At 72.1% G+C, this 24,014-nt stretch carries 21 protein-coding genes and 1 tRNA gene; 5 read left to right on the top strand and 17 right to left on the bottom strand.

Annotated features, from left to right (window positions below):
- Window positions 1–27: 27 nt before the first annotated feature.
- From ABD883_RS10960 to mfd, 7 genes are all read right to left on the bottom strand, one after another.
- Complete coding sequence (locus tag ABD883_RS10960; RefSeq protein ID WP_295688125.1) at window positions 28–984, bottom strand: Ppx/GppA phosphatase family protein; 957 nt, start codon at window positions 982–984, stop codon at window positions 28–30.
- Window positions 985–1,091: 107 nt separating this feature from the next.
- Window positions 1,092–1,589 carry a DUF501 domain-containing protein gene (locus tag ABD883_RS10955; RefSeq protein ID WP_137319153.1) on the bottom strand — a complete coding sequence of 166 codons (498 nt, stop codon included), beginning with the start codon at window positions 1,587–1,589 and terminating at the stop codon, window positions 1,092–1,094.
- On the bottom strand, window positions 1,586–2,227 hold the full coding sequence (locus ABD883_RS10950; RefSeq protein WP_175406911.1) for an FtsB family cell division protein: 642 nt from the start codon (window positions 2,225–2,227) through the stop codon (window positions 1,586–1,588). Before ABD883_RS10950 ends, ABD883_RS10955 begins: the two co-directional genes overlap by 4 nt.
- Before the next feature lie 182 nt (window positions 2,228–2,409).
- Window positions 2,410–3,690: a phosphopyruvate hydratase gene (eno, locus tag ABD883_RS10945; RefSeq protein ID WP_137319151.1), complete on the bottom strand. Its 1,281-nt coding sequence runs from the start codon at window positions 3,688–3,690 to the stop codon at window positions 2,410–2,412.
- 81 nt (window positions 3,691–3,771) lie between these two features.
- Window positions 3,772–4,575, bottom strand: coding sequence for a tyrosine-protein phosphatase (locus ABD883_RS10940; RefSeq protein ID WP_247618799.1), 804 nt, complete (start codon window positions 4,573–4,575; stop codon window positions 3,772–3,774).
- Complete coding sequence (locus ABD883_RS10935) at window positions 4,572–5,456, bottom strand: MazG nucleotide pyrophosphohydrolase domain-containing protein (RefSeq protein WP_295688141.1); 885 nt, start codon at window positions 5,454–5,456, stop codon at window positions 4,572–4,574. Before ABD883_RS10935 ends, ABD883_RS10940 begins: the two co-directional genes overlap by 4 nt.
- Before the next feature lies 1 nt (window position 5,457).
- Complete coding sequence (gene mfd / locus ABD883_RS10930; protein ID WP_295688143.1) at window positions 5,458–9,084, bottom strand: transcription-repair coupling factor; 3,627 nt, start codon at window positions 9,082–9,084, stop codon at window positions 5,458–5,460.
- Between the two features lie 144 nt (window positions 9,085–9,228).
- Between mfd and ABD883_RS10925 the strand changes: the two genes are divergently transcribed.
- Window positions 9,229–9,921 (top strand): rhomboid family intramembrane serine protease, encoded by a 693-nt coding sequence (locus ABD883_RS10925; RefSeq protein ID WP_137319147.1) that lies wholly within the window; start codon window positions 9,229–9,231, stop codon window positions 9,919–9,921.
- A gap of 81 nt (window positions 9,922–10,002) precedes the next feature.
- Here the strand turns inward: ABD883_RS10925 and pth are convergent, their stop codons facing one another.
- The 5 genes from pth to ABD883_RS10900 form a co-directional block, all read right to left on the bottom strand.
- The gene (gene pth / locus ABD883_RS10920) at window positions 10,003–10,608 is read right to left on the bottom strand and encodes an aminoacyl-tRNA hydrolase (RefSeq protein ID WP_247618796.1); all 606 of its coding nucleotides are present in this window, start codon (window positions 10,606–10,608) and stop codon (window positions 10,003–10,005) included.
- Between the two features lie 228 nt (window positions 10,609–10,836).
- Complete coding sequence (locus tag ABD883_RS10915) at window positions 10,837–11,526, bottom strand: 50S ribosomal protein L25/general stress protein Ctc (RefSeq protein ID WP_137319145.1); 690 nt, start codon at window positions 11,524–11,526, stop codon at window positions 10,837–10,839.
- A 319-nt stretch (window positions 11,527–11,845) separates the two neighbouring features.
- Window positions 11,846–12,817, bottom strand: coding sequence for a ribose-phosphate diphosphokinase (locus tag ABD883_RS10910; protein WP_137319144.1), 972 nt, complete (start codon window positions 12,815–12,817; stop codon window positions 11,846–11,848).
- On the bottom strand, window positions 12,818–14,275 hold the full coding sequence (glmU, locus tag ABD883_RS10905; protein ID WP_137319143.1) for a bifunctional UDP-N-acetylglucosamine diphosphorylase/glucosamine-1-phosphate N-acetyltransferase GlmU: 1,458 nt from the start codon (window positions 14,273–14,275) through the stop codon (window positions 12,818–12,820).
- A 56-nt stretch (window positions 14,276–14,331) separates the two neighbouring features.
- Window positions 14,332–14,403 (bottom strand) — tRNA-Gln (locus ABD883_RS10900).
- Window positions 14,404–14,461: 58 nt separating this feature from the next.
- Between ABD883_RS10900 and ABD883_RS10895 the strand changes: the two genes are divergently transcribed.
- Window positions 14,462–14,887: a hypothetical protein gene (locus tag ABD883_RS10895; RefSeq protein ID WP_265809471.1), complete on the top strand. Its 426-nt coding sequence runs from the start codon at window positions 14,462–14,464 to the stop codon at window positions 14,885–14,887.
- Between the two features lie 153 nt (window positions 14,888–15,040).
- Complete coding sequence (gene pcrA / locus ABD883_RS10890) at window positions 15,041–17,482, top strand: DNA helicase PcrA (protein ID WP_265809470.1); 2,442 nt, start codon at window positions 15,041–15,043, stop codon at window positions 17,480–17,482.
- 103 nt (window positions 17,483–17,585) lie between these two features.
- On the opposite strand, the gene ABD883_RS10885 is transcribed toward pcrA, so the two are convergent.
- The 4 genes from ABD883_RS10885 to purN form a co-directional block, all read right to left on the bottom strand.
- Window positions 17,586–17,783, bottom strand: coding sequence for an antitoxin (locus ABD883_RS10885; protein ID WP_137319140.1), 198 nt, complete (start codon window positions 17,781–17,783; stop codon window positions 17,586–17,588).
- 104 nt (window positions 17,784–17,887) lie between these two features.
- Window positions 17,888–18,226: a hypothetical protein gene (locus tag ABD883_RS10880; RefSeq protein WP_247618793.1), complete on the bottom strand. Its 339-nt coding sequence runs from the start codon at window positions 18,224–18,226 to the stop codon at window positions 17,888–17,890.
- A gap of 175 nt (window positions 18,227–18,401) precedes the next feature.
- On the bottom strand, window positions 18,402–20,012 hold the full coding sequence (gene purH / locus ABD883_RS10875; RefSeq protein ID WP_295688165.1) for a bifunctional phosphoribosylaminoimidazolecarboxamide formyltransferase/IMP cyclohydrolase: 1,611 nt from the start codon (window positions 20,010–20,012) through the stop codon (window positions 18,402–18,404).
- A gap of 24 nt (window positions 20,013–20,036) precedes the next feature.
- Window positions 20,037–20,726, bottom strand: coding sequence for a phosphoribosylglycinamide formyltransferase (purN, locus tag ABD883_RS10870; RefSeq protein WP_137319138.1), 690 nt, complete (start codon window positions 20,724–20,726; stop codon window positions 20,037–20,039).
- 27 nt (window positions 20,727–20,753) lie between these two features.
- On the opposite strand from purN, the gene ABD883_RS10865 reads away from it, so the two are divergent.
- The gene (locus ABD883_RS10865) at window positions 20,754–21,206 is read left to right on the top strand and encodes a hypothetical protein (protein ID WP_137319137.1); all 453 of its coding nucleotides are present in this window, start codon (window positions 20,754–20,756) and stop codon (window positions 21,204–21,206) included.
- Between the two features lie 40 nt (window positions 21,207–21,246).
- Here the strand turns inward: ABD883_RS10865 and ABD883_RS10860 are convergent, their stop codons facing one another.
- Window positions 21,247–22,455 carry a cell division protein PerM gene (locus ABD883_RS10860; RefSeq protein ID WP_175406910.1) on the bottom strand — a complete coding sequence of 403 codons (1,209 nt, stop codon included), beginning with the start codon at window positions 22,453–22,455 and terminating at the stop codon, window positions 21,247–21,249.
- Between the two features lie 222 nt (window positions 22,456–22,677).
- Here ABD883_RS10860 and ABD883_RS10855 point away from each other — a divergent pair, with 222 nt between their 5' ends.
- Complete coding sequence (locus ABD883_RS10855) at window positions 22,678–23,916, top strand: hypothetical protein (protein WP_137319135.1); 1,239 nt, start codon at window positions 22,678–22,680, stop codon at window positions 23,914–23,916.
- The last annotated feature ends 98 nt before the right edge of the window (window positions 23,917–24,014 follow it).

The raw sequence follows: 24,014 nt of genomic DNA, 5'->3' as shown, positions 1-24,014 counted from the left end.
GCGCCGTCCACCGGAACCCGCGTCATCTCAGGCCTGGGCGTCGCGCGCCCGGCCCAGCGCGATGCCGTCGAGGATGTCGGTCTCGCTCGTGAGGATCCGCAGCTCGCCGCCGGCGTCCCGGACGCGCCGCCCGATCCGCTCGACCAGCCGGGCGTAGATCAGGGCGCCGGCGCCCATGACGTCGGCACGGCCCGGATGCATGTACGGCAGCCCGACGCGCTCCTCGCTGGTCATCCCGAGGAGCCGCTGCGTCGTGTCCGCGGTCTGCTCGGCGGTGAGCTCGGCTCCATGGATGGCCTCGCGGTCGTAGGCCGGGAGGTCGAGAGCGGCAGCGGTGATCGTCGTGATGGTCCCGGCGACGCCGACGAAGGTCCGGGCGCGGGACACGTCGACGTGCTGCTCGGCCTCGGCGAACGCGGCGTCGATGTCGGCGAGCGCGGCTGCGACCTCGCCCTCCGTGGGCGGATCGGAGCGGAGGTGGCGCTCGGTGAGGCGCACCGAGCCGATGTCCATGCTGAAGGCCTGCTCGACCGTGTCGGTGCCGAGGACGAGCTCGGTCGATCCCCCGCCGAGGTCCATGACGAGGTAGGGCGCCGTGGTCGACGCGTCCGCGACTCCCGATACCGCGCCGAGGTAGGACAGCTCGGCCTCCTCCCGGCCGGTGATGACCTCGGCATCGAGGCCGAGGCGCTCGCGCACCCCGGTGAAGAACTCCTCCCGATTGCCGGCGTCGCGGCTGGCGGAGGTGGCGACGAAGCGCTGCGCCTCCGGGGCCAGCGGTCCGACGATCGCGGCGTACTCCTCGCACGCGGCGAAGGTCCGCGCGAGCGCCTCGGGCGCGAACTCGCCGGTCGCGTCGATGCCCTGGCCGAGGCGCACGATGGTCGTCTCCCGGGCGAGCTCGGTGATCCGGTCGCCGGTGATGTCGGCGACGAGGAGGCGCAGGGAGTTGGTTCCGCAGTCGTAGGCGGCTACACGTGTCATGGCTTCACTCTAGGATAGTCGGCGTCCGGTCCGAGCCGGGCGGGGGCCTGCGGATGCAGGCGGCGCGGGTGCCGCCGGCCCGTGCCGCGTGCGGCGTCCGGGCGGGTTCAGGCGGGCTTCGGCACGCCCTCGAGGAGGTCGAGGGCGCGGTCGCCGATCGGGTTGACGCCGCGGCCGGCGGCGAGCGCGTGGCCGACGAGCGCATGGAGGCACTTGACGCGGGTGGGCATGCCGCCGGCGGAGAAGTCGCTGATCTCCTCGACCTCGGCGAGCCCGGCATCCTTCCCGATCCGCGAGCGAGCGGCGAGGTAGGCGCGGTGGGCGGCCCGGTAGGCGGCGGCGAGGTCCTCGTCCGCGGCGACCTCGGCGGTCCACTCGGCCATCACCCCGGAGGCCTCGAGGCGCGAGCACTCGGCGACGTAGTCCGGGTGGGTGAGGTAGTAGGTGGTGGGGAACGGCGTGCCGTCCTCGAGGCGCGGCGCGGTGGCGACGACGAGCGGCTCGCCGGCCGCCGACCGGGCGGCGACTCCCACGACGCCGCGCGGCATCCGGCCGAGCTGCTCGCGGATCGTGGCGGTGTCGGCAGTGGTGCACGGGGTGATCATCGGCTGTCCTCGGTTCCGGTCTCGGTGCTGTGTCGCGCGGCGGCCGCGTCCCGCTCCTCGTCGCCGCTCCCGCGCTCGGTCTCCTCCGGCGGGGCGGATTCCTTGGTCGCGTAGCCCACGGATCTGAGGGAGTCGAGGAGCTCGATGTACCAGGGCTGGGACCGGACGGGACGGTCGACGCGGTCGCCGGAGGCGTCGGTCGAGGCGCCTTCCGCGGTGGTGTCGCCGACGGTGTCGTCGACGACGATGTAGGCGTCCTCCCCCGGCTTGACGTAGAACTGCTCCTCCCGCGCCACGCGCTCGATGTAGCGCGGGTCGTGGAGCTGCTCCTGCTTGTCCTTGAGCTGCTCGACCTCCTCGCCGGTGGTCGCGATGTCCTTCTCCAGCGCGGAGATCTGCTGCCACTGGCGGATCCCGGTGCTGATGCTCGGGGCGAACATCAGCACGAGCACCACCGCGACGGCGATGAGCATGAGGCTGCGCAGGGAGATCCGCCGGCCGGCCGCGGTGACGTCGACCGATTCGGGATCGGCGGCCGCGACGGCGGCGGGGCGGGTGCTGCGGAAGGTGCCGGTGCGGCTGCGCGGGGGCGCGGCAGAGGCCGGTCTCGACCTGGCTCGCCTGCGCTGCTTGCTCATGACACCTCGGGAATCGCACATAGGGGAAGGGAAGGCGCGACACACCCAGTGTGCCCTGCCTTCCCTTCCCCGACGGGGATTGACCCCGGTGTGTCCGCACGGATCGGCCCTGCTCAGCGGGCCCGGACCCGTCTCCGGCTCATCCGGGCGAACTCACCCGGGCCGAGCGATCGGACCCGTGCTCAGGCGCGGAAGCGCGGGAACGCCGCACGCCCGGCGTACCGCGCGGCGTCGCCGAGCTGCTCCTCGATCCGCAGCAGCTGGTTGTACTTCGCGACGCGCTCGGAGCGGGCCGGCGCACCGGTCTTGATCTGCCCGGCGTTCGTCGCGACGGCGAGGTCGGCGATCGTCGTGTCCTCGGTCTCGCCCGAGCGGTGGGAGATCATCGCGGTGTACTGGTGGGTCTGCGCGAGCGACACCGCATCGAAGGTCTCGGTCAGCGAGCCGATCTGGTTGACCTTGACGAGCAGTGAGTTCGCGGCACCCGATTCGATGCCGCGCTGCAGGCGCTCCGGGTTGGTGACGAAGAGGTCGTCGCCGACGATCTGCACGGCGTCGCCGAGCTCGTCGGTGAGTCCGATCCAGCCGTCCCAGTCGTTCTCGTCGAGCGGGTCCTCGATCGACACGAGCGGGTACTTCTCGACGAGCTCGGCGTAGTAGGCGGTCATCTCCGCGGCGGTCTTCGACCCGCCCTCGAAGGTGTAGGTGCCGTTCTCGCAGAACTCGCTCGAGGCGACGTCGAGGGCGAGCGCGATGTCCTTGCCCGGGCGGCGGCCGGCGTTCTCGATCGCCTCGATGATGAGGTCGAGGGCTTCGGCGTTGGAGTCGAGGTTGGGGGCGAAGCCGCCCTCGTCGCCGAGCCCGGTGGACAGTCCGCGCTTCTTGAGCACGGCCTTGAGCGCGTGGTAGACCTCGGCACCCCACTGGAGGGCCTCGCGGAAGGTCGCCGCTCCGATCGGGGCGATCATGAACTCCTGGATGTCGACGTTCGAGTCCGCGTGGGAGCCGCCGTTGAGGATGTTCATCATCGGCACCGGCATGACGTGGGCGTTGGGCCCGCCGAGGTACCGGTAGAGGGGCAGGTCGGCGGACATCGCGGCGGCCCGGGCCACGGCGAGCGAGGCGCCGAGGATCGCGTTGGCGCCGAGTCGGGACTTGTTGTCGGTCCCGTCGAGGTCGATCATCACCTGGTCGACGAGGCGCTGGTCGTCGGCCTCGATGCCGGCGATCGCGTCGTTGATCTCGTCGAGCACGGCGTCGATCGCGCCCTGCACGCCCTTGCCGAGGTAGCGCTCGGGATCGCCGTCCCGCAGCTCGACGGCCTCGTACTCACCGGTCGATGCGCCCGACGGCACTCCGGCCCGGCCGACCGAGCCGTCCTCGAGCAGCACCTCCACCTCGACGGTGGGGTTGCCGCGGGAATCAAGAATCTCTCGTGCATTGGCTGCAAGAATTTCGGCCATGCCTGCTCCTCTGTCGCGCTCACAGTTCGACGGCGGAGAACTCCACCACGGCCCACCCTAGTGCAGGCCGGAGACCGCGGCTCACCCGTGGGTCAGACAGACCTCGCGCAGCCGGTGGATCTCCGCCGGTGCGAGCCCGTGGCCGGTGAGATAGGACTCGACGGAGCCGTGCTCGGCGTCGACGCGCGCGAGCAGGTCCGCCATGTACTCCCGCGGCGCCTGGGTGGCGGTGTGGGAGAGGTTCGCGACGATCCCGGCCTGCGCGAAGTTGCGGCTGATCGCTTCGAGGAACTCCGCGCCGAGGTAGCGCTCGGTGGCCTGGTAGTCGTCGAGCACGTCCGCCCGGTCCACCCCGAGCAGGGTGAGGACGAAGGCGGAGACGATCCCGGTCCGGTCCTTGCCGGCCGAGCAGTGGAAGAGGACCGGAGCCGAGGCGTCGGCGAGCAGCCGGATCGTGTCGGCGATGCGCTCCCCGCAGTTCTCGACCACGGCCGCGTAGATCGTCGGCAGGGAGTGGTCGGGCAGCTGCAGCCGCTCGGGGTGGTCGGCCTCGAGCGGGTAGTAGCGGTCGCCGAACAGCGGGAGCCGGATGTGGTCGAGCGCAGGGCCCGCCGGGCGCACCGGTGCACCGAGGGCGTCCGGGGCGGAGGCGGACTCCTTGGTCTCGCGCAGGTCGATGACGGAGCGGATGCCGAGCGCGTCGATCATCCGGTGGGAGTCGGGGGTGAGGTGGGCCAGCCCGTCGGAGCGGAACAGACGGCCCGTGGCCACGGGGCCGTCGGGGGTGAGGTGGCCGCCGAGATCGCGGAAGTTGAAGGTGCCCGGCACGGGGATGCGTGCGGAGGCCTGCGCCGTCGACAGCGCGGGTTCGGTGGTGTGCGTCATGGGCGCTCTCCTCCCCGGGGCTCCCGGGCGGCAGCGCGGATCGCCGCCGCTTCCACCTCGGAGGTTACCCCACGCAGCGCGGCCTCGGCATCGATGCCGGCGGCCTGGGCGCGCACGGCGAGGTCGAACAGCTCGGCACCGATCGCGGCGGCCTCGACCTGAGCGCCCGGAGCGTCCGGCACGGGCAGCTCGAGGCGGTCGATGCGGCCGAGCACGGATTGGGCGCGGGTCAGCGCGGGCAGGGTCACCGGGACCGAGGCGAACGAGGCGCGCGCCTGCTCCGCCCGATCGCTCGTCGCCGCCCCTGCCGGGGGCACTGCCCCGGGACCCGGGGTAGGGTGCGCAGGCTGCTCCCCCGCTGCGCCGGCCGCGGCGCGCTCGGCGGCCTTGACCGCCTCGTAGCGGCGCTCGACCTCCCGGAGATCGACGGGGCCGTCGGAGTCGAAGACGTGGGGATGGCGGCGGATGAGCTTGGCGGTCAGCCCGGCGACGACCTCGTCGATCGCACGGGGTGCGGCCGGCTCCCCGCGGAGCGCGGTCGCCGGGAGAAGGTCACCCGCAGCGCCGTTGCTGTCACCGACGCCATCGTCACCGTTCGCCTCACCGCCGTCATCGTCACCGTCGGCGGCATCGAGCAGGGCAGCGTGGAACAGCACCTGGTAGAGGACGTCGCCGAGCTCCGCGACGACCTCGGCCCGGGTCACCGGGGTCCCGGCGGCCGCGTGCGCGTCGAGCGCGGCGATGAGCTCGTGGGTCTCCTCGAGCAGGTACTTCTGCAGGCTCGTGTGCGTGTGGGCGGCCGCCCACGGGCAGCGGGCGCGGATGTAGGCCGTGACCTCGGCGGGTGCGAGGGTGCTCGTGTCCGGCCGCTCCCACTCCATGTCAGGCCGACCCGGCGGAGGTCCCGGCAGACGCCTCGGCGGTCCCGGCGGGCACCTCGGCCGCATCCGGGGCGGGCGCCGGGTCCGGGGCGGGGAGGATCTGGTCGAGGAAGCCGGTGACCCAGCCGATGAGCTCGGTGTCGGTCATGTCCCGCTTGTCGAACCCGGTGCCGGCCTGCGGCTTGGGCACGAGGATCGAGCGGATCGCAGGCTTGACGAGCGACTTCGGGTGGAGGCGCTTGAGGCGGACGAGCTGGGAGTCGGCGAGCTCGACGGGGGCGAAGCGGATGAAGTTCCCCTGCGCCACGATCTCGGCGACCCCGGACGCCCGCGCGCGGATCCGCAGCCGCGCGATGTCGGCGAGCACCTCGACGGAGGCCGGGTAGGGACCGTAGCGGTCGGTGAGCTCGGCGAGCACCTCGGCGATCTCCTCCTCCTTCGCCGCGGCGGCGAGCTTGCGATAGGCCTCGAGCCGGAGCCGCTCGTGGGAGACGTAGTCGGTGGGCAGGTGGGCGTCGATCGGCAGCTCGACGCGCATCTCCGGCTCCTCGACGGGCCCGTCGCCGCGGAAGTTCGCGACCGCCTCGCCGACGAGCCGGACGTAGAGGTCGAAGCCCACACCCTCGATGTGCCCGGACTGCTGGCCGCCGAGCAGGTTGCCCGCACCGCGGATCTCAAGGTCCTTCATCGCCACCTGCATGCCCGCGCCGAGCTCGGTGTGCGAGGCGAGCGTCTGCAGCCGGTCGTGCGCGGTCTCGGTGAGCATGTGGTCGGGCGGGTAGAGGAAGTAGGCGTAGGCGCGCTCGCGGCCGCGGCCCACCCGGCCGCGCAGCTGGTGGAGCTGGGACAGCCCCATCCGCTCGGCGCGGTCGACGATGAGGGTGTTCGCGTTCGCGATGTCGATCCCGGTCTCGACGATCGTCGTGCACACGAGCACGTCGAAGCGCTTCTCCCAGAAGTCGACGATGACCTGCTCGAGGCGCGCCTCGCTCATCTTGCCGTGGGCCACGGCGATCCGCGCCTCGGGCACGAGCTCGGCGAGGTGGCCGGCGACCCGCTCGATGTCCTGCACCCGGTTGTGGATGTAGAACACCTGGCCCTCGCGCAGCAGCTCGCGCCGGATCGCGGCGGTGACCTGCCGGTCCTCGTAGCGGCCCACATAGGTGAGGACGGGGTGGCGCTCCTCCGGCGGGGTCGCCAGCGTCGACATCTCGCGGATCCCGGTGACGGCCATCTCGAGGGTGCGCGGGATCGGGGTGGCGCTCATCGCGAGCACGTCGACGTTCGTCCGCAGCGCCTTGAGGGTCTCCTTGTGCTCGACGCCGAACCGCTGCTCCTCGTCGATGATGACGAGGCCGAGGTCCTTGAACCGGACCTCGCCGGAGAGCAGCCGGTGGGTGCCGATGACGACGTCGAGGGTGCCGGCGGCGAGGTCGTCCTTGACCTTCTGGCTCTCCGCCGAGGTCTGGAAGCGCGACAGCGCCCCGACGCTCACGGGGAAGCCGGAGTAGCGCTCGGCGAAGGTCCCGAGGTGCTGCTGGACGAGCAGCGTGGTCGGCACGAGGACGGCGACCTGCTTGCCGTCCTGGATCGCCTTGAACGCCGCGCGCACCGCGACCTCGGTCTTGCCGTAACCCACGTCGCCGCAGATCAGGCGATCCATCGGGATCTCCTTCTCCATGTCGGCCTTGACCTCGTCGATCGTCGTGAGCTGGTCGGGGGTCTCGACGTAGTGGAAGGCGTCCTCGAGCTCCTGCTGCCAGGGAGAGTCCCCGGAGAACGCGAAGCCGCGGGTGGCGCGGCGGGCGGAGTAGAGGCGGATGAGCTCGCCGGCGATCTCCTTGACCGCCTTGCGGGCGCGGGCCTTCGTCTTCGACCAGTCCGAGCCGCCCATCTTGTTGACGCTCGGGCTCTCCCCGCCGACGTAGCGGGTGACCTGGTCGAGGGAGTCCGAGGGCACGTAGAGGCGGTCCCCGGGCTGGCCGCGCTTGGACGGCGCGTACTCGATGACGAGGTACTCGCGGGTGCGGGCGGCCTCCCCGCGGCCCGAGGTGCGCTGCACGAGCTCGACGAAGCGGCCGACGCCGTGCTGCTCGTGGACGACGAAGTCCCCGGGGCTGAGGTCGAGCGGGTCGACCTGGTTGCGCCGGCGGCGGGCCGGCAGGCGGCGCATGTCCTTCGTCGAGGCGGCCGCCGCCCGGCCGAGCACGTCGGCCTCGGTGAGCACGGCGAGCTTCTCCGACTCGATGACGTAGCCGCCGTACGCCGCGGCAGTCGTCACCGTCACCGTGCCCGGGGTGCCGGGGGCGGCGAGGTCGTCGGCGAAGGCGGCGGGCACCTCGGCCTCGGTGAACACCTCGACGAGCCGGGTCCCGGGCCCCTTGCCCTCGGTGAGGACGTAGACCTGCCAGGACGCGTGGGTGAGGGCGCGGACGTCGGCGAGGATCGCCTCGACCTCGCCGGAGTAGCCGCGCGGGGCGCGGGCGTCGATGTCGATGACGACCTCGGAGTCGCCGACGAGCTCGGAGTCGACGGCGAACCCGCCGACCTCCCACCACGGCAGGCCGATCGCGGCGGCGGCCTCGCGGGTCTGTGCGAGCGTGCGGAAGCTCGCCGCGGACAGGTCGATCGGTGCCTCGCCCCCGCCCGAGGCGCCGGTCCAGGCGGCGGCGAGGAACTCCGCCGTCGTGGCGACGAGGTCCTCGGCGCGTGCGGTGACCTTCTCCGGGGAGGTGACGACGATCCGGGTGTGCTCCGGCAGGCAGGCGATGAGCGGCTCCATGCCGTCGGCGAGCACGGGGGCGAGCGACTCCATGCCCTCGACCGCGATGCCGTCGGCGATCTTCTCGAGCATCTCGCGGGCCGCGGGCAGGATCGGGATGAGCGTGCGGGCCCGCTCGCGGACCGCCGAGGTCAGGAGCACCTCGCGGCAGGGCGGGGCCCAGAGCCGGAACTCGGCACCCTCGGCGACGGGCAGGGAGCGCTGGTCGGCGACGGCGAAGGGGCGGATCTCGTCGATCTCGTCGCCGAAGAACTCGAGGCGCAGCGCGTGGTCCTCCGTCGGCGGGAAGATGTCGAGGATGCCGCCGCGCACCGCGTACTCCCCGCGGCGGGACACCATGTCCACGCGCGAGTACGCGAGGTCGGACAGCTGCGCGGCGAGCGCGGAGAGCTCGACGGTGTCACCGGTCGCGAGCTCGACGGGTGTGAGCGCCCCGAGTCCCTTGACGAGCGGCTGGAGCAGCGCACGGACCGGAGCGATGACCACGGACAGCGGCGCGTCGGGGCGCGGGTGGGCGAGCCGCCGCAGCACGGACAGGCGGCGGCCGACGGTGTCGGAGCGCGGCGAGAGCTTCTCGTGGGGCAGGGTCTCCCAGCTCGGGAACACGGCCACCCGGTCGGGCGCCAGGTGGTCGGCGAGCGCGGTCGCGAGCTCTTCGGCCTCGCGGCCGGTGGCGGTGACGACGAGCACGGTGCCGGCGGCCGCGGCGTCGGCGACGAGCGCCGGCCACAGGCCCTTGACGGCGTTGATGGTACCGGCCCGGTGGCTCGGGTCGGCGAGCGCGGAGACGGCGTCGGCGAAGGTCGGGTGGGCGCGCAGGGTGGTGGTGATTCCGGTCAGAGGCACGCGCTCCAGTCTACTCGCGGCACGCGCGCGCCACACGCGGGGCGGGGCCGCGGCGGTCGTCCGGAGTGTGCTCCGCGCCGGCCCTCGCAGGAGGGCCGGGTGCCTGTCGATCCGACGCTCAGGCGGTTCTGGGACACTGGGCGCATGAGCCCGCTCCAGCCCTCGTCCCCGCCCGCCTCCGCTCCGACCGCCGAGCTCGGCCGGACGCTGACCCGCTTCGTCCACCCGCTCGCGCTCCTCGCCCTCATGTGGGTGATCCGCGCGGCCGATTTCGTGCTGCCGGGCACCTTCAACACCTACGGCATCCGCTCCTGGGACGTGACGAGCGCCTTCGGCCTCGTCCTCGCGCCGCTCCTCCACTCCGGCTGGGGCCACCTCATCGCGAACTCGGTCCCGCTCCTCGTCCTCGGGCTGCTCGTCGCGGCCGAGGGAGCGCGCCGCTTCTGGCTCGTCACCGCGCTCATCGCGCTCGTCGGCGGGGTCGGCACCTGGCTCGTCAACTTGCCCGGCACGGTGACGGTGGGCGCCTCGGTGCTCGTGTTCGGGTACTTCGGATACCTGCTCGTCCGCGCCTTCGTCGTGCGGTCGATGGCGCACCGGATCGGGTACGCCGTCGTCGCCGTCGTCGTGGTCATGGTGTTCGGGGCGTCGATGCTCACCGGGGTGCTGCCGCTCTATCCCGGCATCTCCTGGCAGGCGCACCTGTTCGGGGCGGTCGGCGGCGGACTCGCCGCGGTGTGGCTGGGCCGCGGGGACAACCGCAGGCTCGCCCGGAGCCGGGCGCAGCAGGCACGGCGCGACGACCCCTACGGTCTGCGCGAGCTCGGCCTCGAATGACGGTCCGGGAGAGCACCGCGCTCCGTCCCGCATCCCACGCGGCGGGCCGGCCGGGTCACCCTGCCGGGTCGGCTCGACGGATCAGACAGCAGTGCTGCGGCCGTGGAAGCGCTGCTGGGCGGCCTCGAGGCCCTCGGCGGTGAGGAGCTCGACGGCGTCGGCGAGGTCGTCGACGAGGATCGGCAGGGTCGTGAGCTCCGCGGCGATGAAGGGCTTGAGCACGTAGTCGGCGGTGTCCATCCGGCCGGGCGGGCGTCCCACCCCGGCGCGCACCCGCAGGTAGTCCTTGGTGCCGAGCGACTGCGTCATCGAGCGCAGGCCGTTGTGGCCGCCCTCGCCGCCGCCGCGCTTGAGCTTGATCGAGTCGAACGGGAGGTCGACGTCGTCGTGGATCGCGATGATCCGCTCCGGGTCGATCGAATGGAACTGCGCGAGCTGCGCCACCGGCGGCCCGGACACGTTCATGTAGGTCAGCGACTTCATCACGACGGCGCGCGGTCCGGGCACTCCCCCGCGCATCCCGAGCCGACCGGTCGCGGCGACCGCCTTGGCGCGGGTGCTCGTGAAGCTCGCGCCCATCCGCGCGGCGAGCGCATCGGCGGCCATGTGGCCGATGTTGTGCCGGGTCCGGGCGTACTGCCGCCCCGGGTTCCCCAGCCCGATGATGAGCCACGTGTCGCCGGCCACCGCTCTCCCTCCGTCGTTGCTCGCACGCGCTCCGTGCGCGTGGATCGCCGCCCCCACTGTACCGGCCCGCACCTCGGCCGGCCGGCTCCCCGTCCGCACCGCGGCCGGACATGACTGTGGGGCGTCCGGTGGAGAGTGCGACCGTCGTGGCCACCACTCTCCCCTGAACGCCCCACACTCGGGCGCGGTGCGTGCGGACGACCCGGGCCGTCCGCACACGCGCGGGGATCAGTCCTCGGACTTCTCCTCGTCGGAATCGCCCTCGGCGTCCTCGGTGCCGGCCTCGGCGTCCTCGTCGGACTCGGCGCCGGTCGCGGCTGCGACCTCCTCGTCCACGGCCTCGGACTCGAGCTCGGCCTCGAGCTGCTCCTCGGAGAGCTCGGCGGAGATGTTGACGATGAGCATCTCCGGGTCGGCGATGAGCTCGACACCCTTGGGCAGGGTGACGTCGGCGGCGTAGAGGTGGTCGCCCACCTCGCGGCCCTCGACGGAGACCTCGAAGTACTCGGGGATGTGGGTGGCCTCGGCGGACACCAGGAGGGTCTGGTTGTCGACCGACACGATGGTGCCGGGCGCGGCCTCGCCGTCGACGTGGATCGGGATGTCGACCTCGATCTTCTCGCCGCGCTTGACGATGATGAGATCGACGTGCTCGATGTGGCGGGTCACCGGGTTGACCTGGACCTCGCGGGCGATCGCGAGCTCGTTCTTCGTCGCGTCGGGGTTCTCGATCTCGAGCAGCGCGTTCGAGGTCTTGAGCGCCATCATCGTGGCGTGGCCCTCGAGCGTGAGGTGGATGGGGTCCTGGCCGTGGCCGTAGAGGACCGCGGGGATCCGGTCGGTGCGGCGGATGCGGCGGGCTGCGCCCTTGCCGAATTCGGTCCGGCGCTCGGCGATGAGTTTGGCGTCGACTGCCATGTGAAGCTCCTTCGTGAGTGGTGTGGGCACCACGGCGAACAATCCTCGTGGTGCCGACTCAGCGAGCCGTCACGTGAAGACCGCGTCGATAACGGAGTGCCGGGGAACCGGCCTCCCTCGCCGAGGCAACCCGTCCAGTGTAGTCCCTCCCGGGCCGCCGCCGCCACTCGTCGCCCGCCGGCGCCCTCCGGACCGCACTCCCGTGCCGTCCCACCGACGCCGAGGCACCCGCCGGCTCGGTGGCCGGTGGGCGCCTCGGGTGCGGCTCCCCGCGGGGAGGTCCGGGCCGGGCAGGCCCGGTTCGGACGGTGGACGGGCTTCAGATGTTGAACAGGCTGGTGACCGAGCCGTCCTCGAACACCTCGTGGACGGCGCGCGCGAGCAGCGGGGCGATGGAGAGCACGGTGAGCTTGTCGAACTTCATGTCCTCGGACAGCGGCAGCGTGTTGGTGACGATGACCTCCTTGGCCACCGAGTCCCGCAGGCGCTCGACGGCCGGGCCGGAGAACACCGCGTGGGTCGACACGATGACGACGCCGGTGGCCCCGGCCTCCATGCAGGCGTCGGCGGCCTGGACGATCGTGCCGCCGGTGTCGATCATGTCGTCGACGAGCACTGCGGTGCGGCCCTCGACCTCGCCGACCACGCGGTTCGCCTTGGTCGAATTGGGCCGGGAGATGTCGCGCGTCTTGTGGATGAAGGCCAGCGGCACGCCGCCGAGGCTCGCCGACCAGTTCTCCGCGACCTTGATCCGGCCGGCGTCCGGGGACACCACGGCGAGGTCGCCGGGGTGGTTGGCCTTGACGTAGTCGGCGAGGATCGGCAGCGCCACGAGGTGGTCGACCGGCCCGTCGAAGAACCCCTGGATCTGCGCGGTGTGGAGGTCGACGGTGATGATGCGGTCCGCGCCGGCGGTCTTGTAGAGGTCCGCGACGAGACGGGCGGAGATCGGCTCGCGGCCGCGGTGCTTCTTGTCCTGCCGGGCGTAGGGGAAGAACGGGGCGATGACGGTGATCCGCTTGGCCGAGGCGCGCTTGAGCGCGTCGACCATGAGCAGCTGCTCCATGAGCCAGTCGTTGATCGGCGAGCAGTGCGACTGCATGACGAACACGTCGGTGCCGCGCACGGACTCGGAGAACCGGACGTAGATCTCGCCGTTGGCGAAGTTGTAGACGTCGGTGGGCAGCAGCTCGGTGCCGAGGCATTCGGCGACCTGCTCGGCGAGCTCCATGTTGGCGCGGCCGGTGACAAGGACGAGCTTCTTCTCCCCCGCGGTGGTGATCGAGTTCACTTAGTCGGACTCCTTCTTCGCCTGTGCGGCTGCTTCGGCCGCCTGCGCCGCAGGCGTGCCCGGTCGCTGTTCGACGACCCAGTTCTCAACATTACGCTGTGGCGCGACGGTCATGGCGAGTGCACCCGGGGGAACATCCTTCCGGATCACCGTGCCGGCCCCGGAGTAGGCGCCGTCCCCCACCGTCACCGGGGCGACGAACATCGTGTCGGAGCCGGTCCGCACGTACGACCCCACCGTGGTGTGGTGCTTGGCCACCCCGTCGTAGTTGACGAACACCGAGGAGGCGCCGATGTTCGAGTACTCCCCGATCGTCGCATCGCCGACGTAGCTCAGGTGCGGGACCTTCGAGCCGGTGCCGATCCGCGCGTTCTTCGTCTCCACGAAGGTGCCGATCTTGCCCTCGGCACCGAGCAGGGTGCCCGGGCGCAGGTAGGCGAACGGGCCGACGGTCGCACCGGCCCCGACCACCGCGAGCTGGCCGTGGGTGCGCACGATCTGCGCGCCGGCTCCGACCTCGGTGTCGGTGAGCGTGGTGTCCGGGCCGATCACCGCGTGCGAGGCGATGTCGGTGGCGCCGTGGAGCTGCACCCCGGGCAGCAGGGTGACATCGGAGGCGAGCGTGACGTCGGAGTCGATCCACGTGGTGTCGGGGTCGATGACGGTGACCCCGGCGCGCATCCAGTCCTCGACGATGCGCCGGTTGAGCTCGCGGCCGAGCTGGGCGAGCTGCACGCGGTCGTTCGCGCCCTCGACCTGCCACACGTCCTCGGTGGTGAGCGCGGCGACCCGGGCGCCGGAGCCGCGGGCGATCTGGATGACGTCGGTGAGGTACTTCTCGCCCTGCGCATTGTCGGTCCCGACCTGCGCGAGCGACTCACGCAGCACGGCGGCGTCGAAGGCGTAGATGCCGGAGTTGATCTCGGTGATGCGCTTCTGCTGCTCGTCGGCGTCCTTCTCCTCGACGATCCGCTCGAGGTCGCCGGCGGCGTCGCGCACGATCCGCCCGTAGCCGCGGGGGCGGGCGACCTGCGCGGAGAGCACGGTGACGGCGCCGCGGTGCTCCTCGTGGTGCTCGACGAGCGTGCTCAGCGTGTGCGCGGTGAGCAGCGGGACATCGCCGTAGGTCACGACGACGGTGCCGGTGAGGTCGTCGGGCAGCTGGGTCAGCGCGCACTCGGTAGCCCGGCCGGTGCCCGGGATGTCGTCCTGGTCGGCGACGAGCACGGTGCGGTCGATGACCTCGGCGATCCCGGCCACGTGCTCGGCCACCTGGTCGCGGGCGTGGCGGAGCACGACGACGAGGTGCTCCGGGGCGGTGCCGGCGGCGGCGTTGATGGCGTGGTGGAGGAGGGACCGCCCCCCGATCGGGTGGATGACCTTGGGCGTCGCGGACTTCATCCGGGTGCCCTCGCCGGCGGCGAGGACGATGACCGCTGCGGGGCGGTGCTGAGTCATGGAAGAGGGCTCCTCTGCACAGAGAATTACGGTGGCGACCGGCCTGCCGGACGTCGCTCCGCCTCTAGGACTCGAACCTAGACTGCACGGCTCCAAAGGCCGGCGTGCTGCCATTACACCAAGGCGGATCGGCACAGCGACGACCCCGTGCCGGGAGCCACCATTATTGCCACTAAGGTTGATCCTATGGAAATTCTTCGCGATCTTCTCGTCTTCATCCACCTGCTCGGCATGGCGATCATCATCGGCTCGTACTTCGCCAATCTGCGCGCGCCGCGAGTCGTGTCCGGAATGCTCCACGGCGCCTACCTCCAGCTCGTCACCGGGCTGCTCCTCGTCACCGTCCTCGAATTCACCGACGGCGTGGAGATCAACCACATGAAGATCGGCATCAAGCTCGTCCTCGCGATCCTCGTCGCCGTCTTCGCGTTCATCGGCGCCCGCAAGGAGAAGGCGGCCCGTGCCCACGCCGGTGCCGGCGCCCCGGCCCGCACCGACGGCTACGCCGGCGACACCGCACCGCCGGCCCCGGTCGTGCACCCCTCGGCCGCGATGGCGCACCTGACCTTCGGCGCCGCGGTGATCGCCGTCGCCGTCGCCGTCTTCGTCTGATCCCTCGCCCGGTGGACGGGTCCTGCCCGATCGCCCGTCCGTCCCGGCCCACGACCGGGGACCGCAGCCGCGGTCCCCGGTCGCTTCGCGTCCGCCGGCCCGCGGCGGCCGACCTCGCCCGTGTCCGCACCGCCAGGTAGATTGCGTGTCACCATGACTTCACCGTTCGAGTTCCTCAACGCTCCGCCCGCGTCCGAGCCGTCCAGCACCGCCGCATCCGCCGGTGCCCCCGCGGGCCCCTCGGCCCAGGAGCCCGCCGCCCCCGGCCCTGCCGCTCCGGCCACCGCGGCCGCTCTCGTCGAGGGCCTCAATCCGCAGCAGCTCGCCGCCGTCGAGCACACCGGCTCCCCCCTCCTCATCGTCGCCGGCGCCGGCTCGGGCAAGACCGCCGTGCTCACCCGCCGGATCGCCTACGCGCTGCGCACCGGGCGCGCCCACCCCGGCCAGATCCTCGCGATCACCTTCACGAACAAGGCCGCCAAGGAGATGGTCGAGCGGATCACCGAGCTCGTCGGGCCGGCCGCCCGCGGGATGTGGATCTCGACCTTCCACTCCGCGTGCGTGCGGATCCTGCGCCGTGAGGCCAAGGCCCTGGGGATGAAGTCGAACTTCACGATCTACGACTCCCAGGACTCCCTGCGCCTCATCACGCAGTGCGTCCGCGAGGCCGGCCTCGACTCGAAGAAGTTCACCCCGCGCTCCCTGCAGCACCGGATCTCCAACCTCAAGAACGACCTCCTCACCGCGGACGACTACGCCTCCCGAGCGCAGGAGAACAATCCTTCCGAGCAGGCGCTCGCGGAGATCTACCGCCGCTACTCCGAGCGCCTGCGCCTGGCCAATGCCTTCGACTTCGACGACCTCATCATGGAGACCGTCCACCTGCTCGACGCGTTCCCCGACATCGCGGCGAACTACCGAGCGCGCTTCGCGCACATCCTCGTCGACGAGTACCAGGACACGAACCCGGCGCAGTACCGGCTCATCCGGGAGCTCGCCGGCGCGGACCTCCCCGCACCCACCGCGGAGCTCACCGTCGTCGGCGACGCCGACCAGTCGATCTACGCCTTCCGCGGCGCGACGGTGCGCAACATCGTCGAGTTCGAGGAGGACTTCCCGCAGGCCCGTGTCATTCTCCTCGAGCAGAACTACCGCTCCACCCAGAACATCCTGTCCGCGGCGAACGCGGTGATCTCCCACAACGACGACCGCAAGGACAAGCGCCTGTGGACCGACGCCGGCCCCGGGGAGCCGGTGACCGGCTGGGTCGCGGAGTCCGAGCAGGCCGAGGCCCGCTTCATCACCGAGCGGATCGACACCCTCATGGACTCCGACTCCCTGACCTACGGCGACTTCGCGGTGTTCTACCGCACGAACGCGCAGTCCCGCGCGATCGAGGACGCGCTCATGCGTGCCGGCATGCCGTACAAAGTGGTCGGCGGCACCCGCTTCTACGAGCGCAAGGAGATCAAGGACGCGCTGGCCTACCTGCGGGTCATCGCGAACCCCGACGACGACGTCAACCTGCGCCGCATCCTCAACGTCCCCAAGCGCTCGATCGGCGACCGCACCGAGGCGCTCGTCGGAGCGCTCGCCGAGCGCGAGCGGATGAGCTTCGCCGCCGCCCTCGACCGCGCGGAGGAGGCCCCGGGCCTGTCGAGCCGCTCGCTCGGCCCGATCACCCGGTTCCGCGAGCTGCTCGCCGACCTCCGCACCACCGCGGAGGGCGCCCCGGTGTCGCGCATCCTCGAGTCCGTGCTCGAGCAGACGGGCTACCTCGCCGAGCTCCACCGCAGCACCGACCCGCAGGACGAGTCGCGGGTGGACAACCTCGCCGAGCTCGTCGCGGTCGCCGAGGACTACGGCCGGACGAATCCCGAGGGCACGCTCGACGAGTTCCTCGAGCAGGTGTCCCTGTCCTCCGACGCGGACCAGATCCCGGATCAGGACGTCGGCGAGGTCACGCTCATGACCCTCCACACCGCCAAGGGGCTCGAGTTCCCCGTCGTGTTCCTCACCGGGCTCGAGGACGGCACGTTCCCGCACCAGCGGTCCTTCAACACGAGCGCGGAGCTCGCCGAGGAGCGCCGCCTCGCCTACGTCGGCCTCACCCGGGCCCGGCAGAAGCTCTTCCTGTCCCGCGCGGAGACCCGCAGCATGTGGGGCCAGCCGACGTACAACCCGCCCAGCCGCTTCCTCAGCGAGCTCGGCGACTCGCTCGTCGACTGGGAGAGCACGGGATCGCTGAACACCTCCGGAGCCGACCGTGCTTTCTCCGGCGCCTGGTCCCCCGGTTCCCGCTCCGGCGGCGCGGGCTCCCCGGCGAACGGGTCCGGGGCGTCCGGCTCCCGCGGCGGTCGCCGCGGCGGGGCGCGCGCCGGGACGTCCCCGGGCGGGTTCCCCAACCGGATCCGCCCCAACCGCGAGGTGCCGCAGGTGGAGCCGGGCGACAAGGTCTCCCACGACTCCTTCGGACTCGGCACCGTGGTCGAGGTCGCCGGGGCCGGGGACAAGACCGTCGCCACCGTGGACTTCGGCTCGGAGGGCACCAAGCGCCTCCTCATGCGCTACGCCCCGGTCGAGAAGATCAGCTGAGGCGCGGACACAGCTCAGGGCCGGCACCTCTCGGGTGCCGGCCCTGAACGTCCGCAGATCCGCCGCCGGCGGCGCTCACGCGGTGGGGGTCAGTGGTGGAACGTCACTTCTCGTCGGCGCCGTCGTCGCCCACGCGCTGGTCGGCGGCGTCGCGGCCCTGCTGGATCTGGTCGTCGAACTTGCCGCCGCCCACACCGGAGGCCGCGTCGTGCGCCTTGTCGATGCCCTGATCGCTGATCTGCTCGCCCTTCTCGGTGTTGAGAGCGTCCTGTGCCTTGTTTCCCAGGTCTCCGAGTCCCATGGTGATTCTCCTTCGCTGTCGGGATCAGGCGGGGGTCCCCCCGCCCACGCATTCATCCTGACATCGGATGCGGGCGGCTGTAAACAGTCGATCCCGGGCACCGCTCAGACGTTGGGGACGGTGACGGTGAGGGAGAGCAGCAGGACGGCGACGAGGACCATCGTGGCCATGTCGACGCCCCGGGAGCGGTTGATCCAGATCTCGCCCCACGGCGACGGCATCGCGCGCAGGCCCGCGAGCGCGAGCGGACAGGCCGCCAGCGCGATCCCGCCGAGCCGGAAGTCGACGAGGCTCAGCGCCGCGGACGCGAGGATCCACAGCAGGCAGATGAGGAGCAGCCAGTCCCGGCGGGTCGGGTTCGAGTACCGGCGGCGCCAGTAGATCCAGCGCTTCGCGATCGGGTTGCGGCCCTTCGAGGTGCGGCGCAGGGGCGGGCGTCGCACCGCATGCCGTCGTGCCGGATCGCCACTCGCCGCCGCGTGCCGGGCCGCCCCGGTGTCCCCGGGGGCGGCGTGCACCGGAACGTGGGCGCTGCGCGCGGCGTGCCGAGCCCCGGCATCCGCCGCCCGGGCCCGCGCCTCGGCGCGGGTGCGGGGCGCCGAGGCCGCGGACTGAGGATCAGTGGAAGAAATGGCGGGTACCCGTGAGGTACATCGTGAGTCCTGCGGCCTCGGCCGCGGCGATGACCTCCTCGTCGCGGATCGACCCGCCCGGCTGCACGACGGCGGTGACCCCGCCGGCGATGAGCACCTCGAGGCCGTCGGCGAACGGGAAGAAGGCGTCGGAAGCGGCGACCGCACCGCGGGCCCGCTCTCCTCCGGCGCGCTGCACCGCGAGGTGAGCGGAGTCGACCCGGTTGACCTGGCCCATGCCGACGCCCACGGAGGCGCCGCCGCGGGCGAGCAGGATCGCGTTCGACTTCACCGCCCGGCACGCGCGCCAGGCGAATTCGAGGTCCGCGAGCGCCTGCGCATCGGCGGCGGGACCGGCTGCCAGCGTCCAGTTCTCCGGGGAATCGCCGGGGGCCTGGAACACGTCGCGGTCCTGCACGAGCAGGCCGCCGGAGATCTGCCGGAACTCGGCCTCCGGGGCGGCGGGCTCACCGAGCTCGAGCAGACGCAGATTCTTCTTCCGCTGGAGCACCTCGAGGGCGGCAGGTGCGAAGGACGGCGCGGCGACGACCTCGGTGAAGATCGGGGCGATCGACTCCGCCAGCTCGACGGTGACCTCCCGGTTGACGGCGATGACGCCGCCGTACGCGGACACCGGATCGCACTCGTGGGCGAGGCGGTGCGCCTCGGCGACGGTGTCGGCGGTGGCGATGCCGCACGGGTTGGCGTGCTTGATGATCGCGACGGCCAGGGTCCGGAAGTCGTTCGCGGCGCGGATCGCGGCGTCGGTGTCCTGGTAGTTGTTGTAGGACATCTCCTTGCCGTGGAGCTGCCGGGCGTTCGCGATCCCCCCGGCACCCGGGGAGGCGTAGACCGCGGCCTTCTGGTGCGGGTTCTCCCCGTAGCGCAGATCCGCGGTCTTCTCCATGGCGAGCCCGAAGAACCCCGGCAGCGCAGCCGTGCCGGTCTCGATTCCGTCACCTGCCGCGGCGCCGCCTGCCCGGCCGGCGATCTCGTCGCTGCGGGAGTCCTGCTCGCCGAACCACGTCGCGACGGCGACGTCGTAGGCCGCGGTGTGCTCGAAGGCGGCCTGCGCCAGCCGGCGCCGGGTCGCCAGGTCGAAGCCCTCGCCCGCGGCGGCCTCGACGACCTCGGCGTAGCGGGCCGGGTCGGTGACGACGGCGACGCTCGGGTGGTTCTTCGCCGCGGCGCGCACCATCGAGGGCCCGCCGATGTCGATCTGCTCGACGCACTCGTCGAAGCCCGCGCCCGAGGCGACGGTCTCGCTGAAGGGGTAGAGGTTGACGACGACGAGGTCGAAGGCCTCGACGCCGAGCTCGGCGAGCTGGTCGAGGTGCTCGGGCTTGCGGGTGTCGGCGAGGATGCCGGCGTGGACGCGCGGGTGCAGGGTCTTCACGCGGCCCTCGAGGCACTCGGGGAAGCCGGTGAGGTCCTCCACCGGGGTGACGTCGACCCCGGCCTCGGCGATCCGGGCGGCGGTGGAGCCGGTCGACACGATCGTCACGCCGGCGGCGGCGAGGCCGGTGGCGAGTTCGGTGAGTCCGGACTTGTCGTACACGCTGATGAGTGCGCGACGGATGGGCCGTACGGCTTCCACGGGTTCTCCTTCGTTGGGTGCGGTTCAGATCCGGCCGGCGGGCGCCGGCACGAAGCCGGTGACGCGCCGCCCGGAGACATCCAGGGGGTGCTCGGCCAGGGAGGCGAGCAGTTCGACGATGCGTGCGCGCTCGACGGCGCGGATGCGCTCGTGGAGGGTGTCCTCGGTGTCGTCGTCGCGGACGGCGACCGGGAACTGGGCGATGATCGGCCCGGTGTCCACCCCGTCGTCGACGAGGTGGATCGTGGTGCCGGTGACCTTGACGCCGTGGGCGAGCGCGTCGCGCACCCCGTGCGCGCCGGGGAATGCCGGGAGCAGCGCGGGGTGGGTGTTGATGATGCGCTGGGCGAAGCGGGTGACGAACGTCGGGCCGAGGATGCGCATGAAGCCGGCCGATACCACCCAGTCGGGCCGGTGGGCCGCGACGGCCTCGGCGAGCGCATGGTTCCAGGCGTCCCGGTCCGGGTGGTCGCGGGGGGCGACGACGAAGGTGTCGATCCCGGCGCGCGCCGCCCTCTCGAGTGCTCCGGCGGAGGCGGTGTCCGAGCCGACGGCGACGATCTCCACGCCGCTCGCGGGCCCGGTCGCCGCACCATCGCTGCGGCCGGAGGCCGGGCCGGGTGCGGCCGCGCCGGCGGGATCGGGGACGACGAAGGCGTCGAGCACGGCCTGGGTCAGGCTGCCGGATCCGGAGGCGAGGAGAACACAGCGCACGCGGCCATTCTATGCCAGACTGAACGGGTGAGCCCCGTCGACCAGAAACCCCGCACCGAGCCCGACCGGACCGAGGACGCGGAGACCCGCGCGGCCGCCGCGCGCAACCGCGAAGGCACGATCCTCGCGCTGTTCTTCGGCGGGGCGCTGCTCGCCACGACGTTCCCCCTCCCCTATCGGATGGCCGCCGGCGTCTTCGCCGTCCTCGCCCTCGTGTGGGTGGTCCGCTACTTCATCGCCGGCGCCCGGACGAAGAAGAAGGGCAGCTGGATCGTCCTCGGGATCCTCGCCGCCCTCAGCTGCCTCTACATGCTGCTGGCGACCCTCGGCACGATCGCCATCTGGCCGGTGCAGGCGCAGTACGAGACGTGCATCCGCGAAGCGATCACCGAGCAGGCCTCCGTCGGCTGCACGGCGGAGTACAACTCCGGGCTCTCCACCTGGTTCGAGAAGACGACCGGACAGCCGTACCCCGGCTGACCGCTCAGAGCGCAGCGGGCCTCGATGCAGCGTGCGGCGCTCAGTCCGCGGCGCGGCCCCGCCCGGCCAGGCGCACCAGTCCCCAGCCGATCGCCGCTCCCAGTGCGATCTCCCCGGCCACCGCGAGGGCGAACAGCACCGGCTGCAGGCCGAACCCGGCGAGGCCCCCGGGGCCCACGGCCCCGGACGCGAACAGGCCGACGAACAGTCCCGCGAGCAGCATCTCGATCCCGATCACCGCGACCGCTCGCAGATCGACGAGGTGCCAGGCGGGCCGCCCGATGACCGCGACGATCCCGCACAGCACGACGGCGAGCGGGACGAGGACGAACGCCCCGGCCGGGTCCTGGGGCACCGCGGCGAGCACGGGGAACCCGGCGACGGGCACCTCGACCGCGGTGAATGGTGAGGCGAGCGCGCCGGAGGCGAGGACGACGCCCGCCCCGGAGGTCCAGGCGAGGCCGAGCACCACGAGTGTCGGGGCGAAGAGGAGCTGGACGGCGGTGAGGCCGACCGCCGCGGCGGTGGCATCGGAGTAGAGCGCGAGCACGGAGGCCGCCTGCTCCCAGCGCAGCGCGAGCGCGGCGCCGAGGGCGAGCAGGCCCACGACGAGCGCGGCGAGCCCCGCCCTCCGGAACACCGCATGGCCGGCTGCCAGCGCCTCGGCCCAGTGCGGCCCCGCCAGGTCGCGCACCCGGGCGCGCACCGGCTCGGCGTCGGGCCGCCATCCGAAGCCGAGCAGCACCGCGCTGCCGACGAGCACGATGATCCGGGCGAACCCGAGCACGCTCGCACCGATCGCTCCGAAGCCGAACGCGAGCACGAGGACGAGCAGGAGGTGGGTGCCCGCGAGCACGGACCCGGCGATGAGGCGCGGGCGGGTGAGCACCAGTGGGGCACCGGCGGCGGCGAGCCGCTCGTTGGCGTGCAGTGCGCGCCGGGTCCGGCGCGCGGCCTGGAGCACGAGCAGCCAGACGAGCAGCGTGAGCGAGGTGGGCGGCAGGGAGTGCCGATGCGTCTCGAGGTCGGCGTTCAGACCGTGGACGACGCCGAGCCCGGTGGCCGCCCAGGCGGCGATCGCGGCGAGCGGCCGCTGCTCGGCGATGCCGATGAACCACGCGACGGCGGCCAGGAGGAGAGCGGTGAGGACGAGCAGGAGGAGCACACGGGCGCTCTCGAACAGTCCGATGACGGCCGGGTGCCGCCCGATCATGCCCGGCGCCCGCCCGGAGTCCGCTGGTCCCTTCACCCATGCCATGATGCCCGAACCGTCATGGGATGTTGCCGCTTCGACACACCCCGGTCCGGGCCTCCGTGATAATTTTGATCCCAGTGTCCCATGCCCCCCGACAACTGTGAGGAACGGATCCTGATGAGCTCCGGAAGCAATCTCCCCCCTGGCTCCCCGGGCGATCCCCGCGGTCCGCAGGGCTGGCAGCAGCCCGGCCCCCCGGCGAAAGGCCCCGGTGGCGTGCCGCCGCGTCCCGGCTACTCGCCGCAGGGCGAGTCCGGCGGCGGCTGGGGACAGCCGGAGCACGGCACCCCTCCCCCGGCCTACTCCGCCTCGGGACCGGCCCAGGGGTCCCCTCCCCCGGCCTACTCCGCCTCCGGCCCCGGTATGGGTGCCGCCGGTGCGACACCGCAGCCGGCACCGGCCCCGGGTTACGTCCCGCCCGAGCAGCAGCAGGCGAAGAAGAAGTCGAAGCTGCCGCTCATCCTCTCGCTCACCGCCGTGGGCGTCGTCATCCTCCTCGTCGTCATCGGCGCGATCGTGGTGAATTCGGTCAACCGCTCGCAGTACGGGCCGGACACCGTCGCGCAGGAGTACCTCACCGCGCTCGAGAACCAGGACATCGCGGCGGCGAACGAGATCGCCGCGCCGACCGTGCCCGACGGTGCCAACGAGCTGCTCCTCGACCCGAAGTTCGCCGCGGCCTCCGAGGACGTCATCACCGACGCGACGGTGGAGAACACGACGATCAACGGCGACACCGCCACCATCGACGCCGTCTACACGCTCGGCGGCCAGCCGCACGAGCTCACCCTGACCGCGAACAAGGAGGGCCGCCAGGGCCTGTTCTTCGACAACTGGGTGCTCACCGGCCCGGTCCTGCAGACGATCGCGGTCGAGCTGCCCAAGATCGAGGGCGCCACGGTCAACGGCGAGGAATTCAACCCCGAGGAGGGCGGCCGCACCGAGTATGCGGTGATGCCCGGCACCTATGCGGTGGCGACCCCGGAGAGCAAGTACTTCCAGGCCGGATCGGATCAGCTCACCGTCGGCTTCTCCCCCACCGAGCAGCCGCAGCCGGCGTCGATGACCATCGACGTGCAGGCCACCGACGCGTTCAGCACCGACGTGCAGAAGGCTGTCGAGGACGCGCTCAACGAGTGCGCGAAGAAGAAGGACCTCGAGCCGGAGGGCTGCCCGTTCGGCATCGGCGGCACCGACTCGCGGACCGGCGTCGAGGCGCTCGACGACGGGGTGGACGGCAGCGTGGACTACACGATCAGCAAGCAGCCCAAGGTCTCCGCGACGATGAGCTCGGATCTGTCCGCCGGCTCCTTCTTCACCTCCTCGCTCGGCAAGATCGAGTTCACAATGGACTCCAAGACGCAGGGCAAGGGAGCGTGGACCGGCAGCGGTGACCTCAGCGTCTCCGGCTCGGTCGCGATCGAGGGGGACGCCGTCTCGGTCTCGTTCTTCTGATCGGCCCCAGCGCTTCGGGCCCGCACCTCGCGGGATGAATGCAGCGGCGGCCCCGGCCATTCGGCCGGGCCCGCCGCTGCGGTCTCGGGGAGCGCTGC

It is taken from the genome of Brevibacterium pityocampae (assembly GCF_039541555.1).
Taxonomy (GTDB): Bacteria; Actinomycetota; Actinomycetes; order Actinomycetales; family Brevibacteriaceae; genus Brevibacterium; species Brevibacterium pityocampae.
Note: the sequence above shows the minus strand (reverse complement) of the source record. Positions and strands in the feature narration are given on the sequence as shown.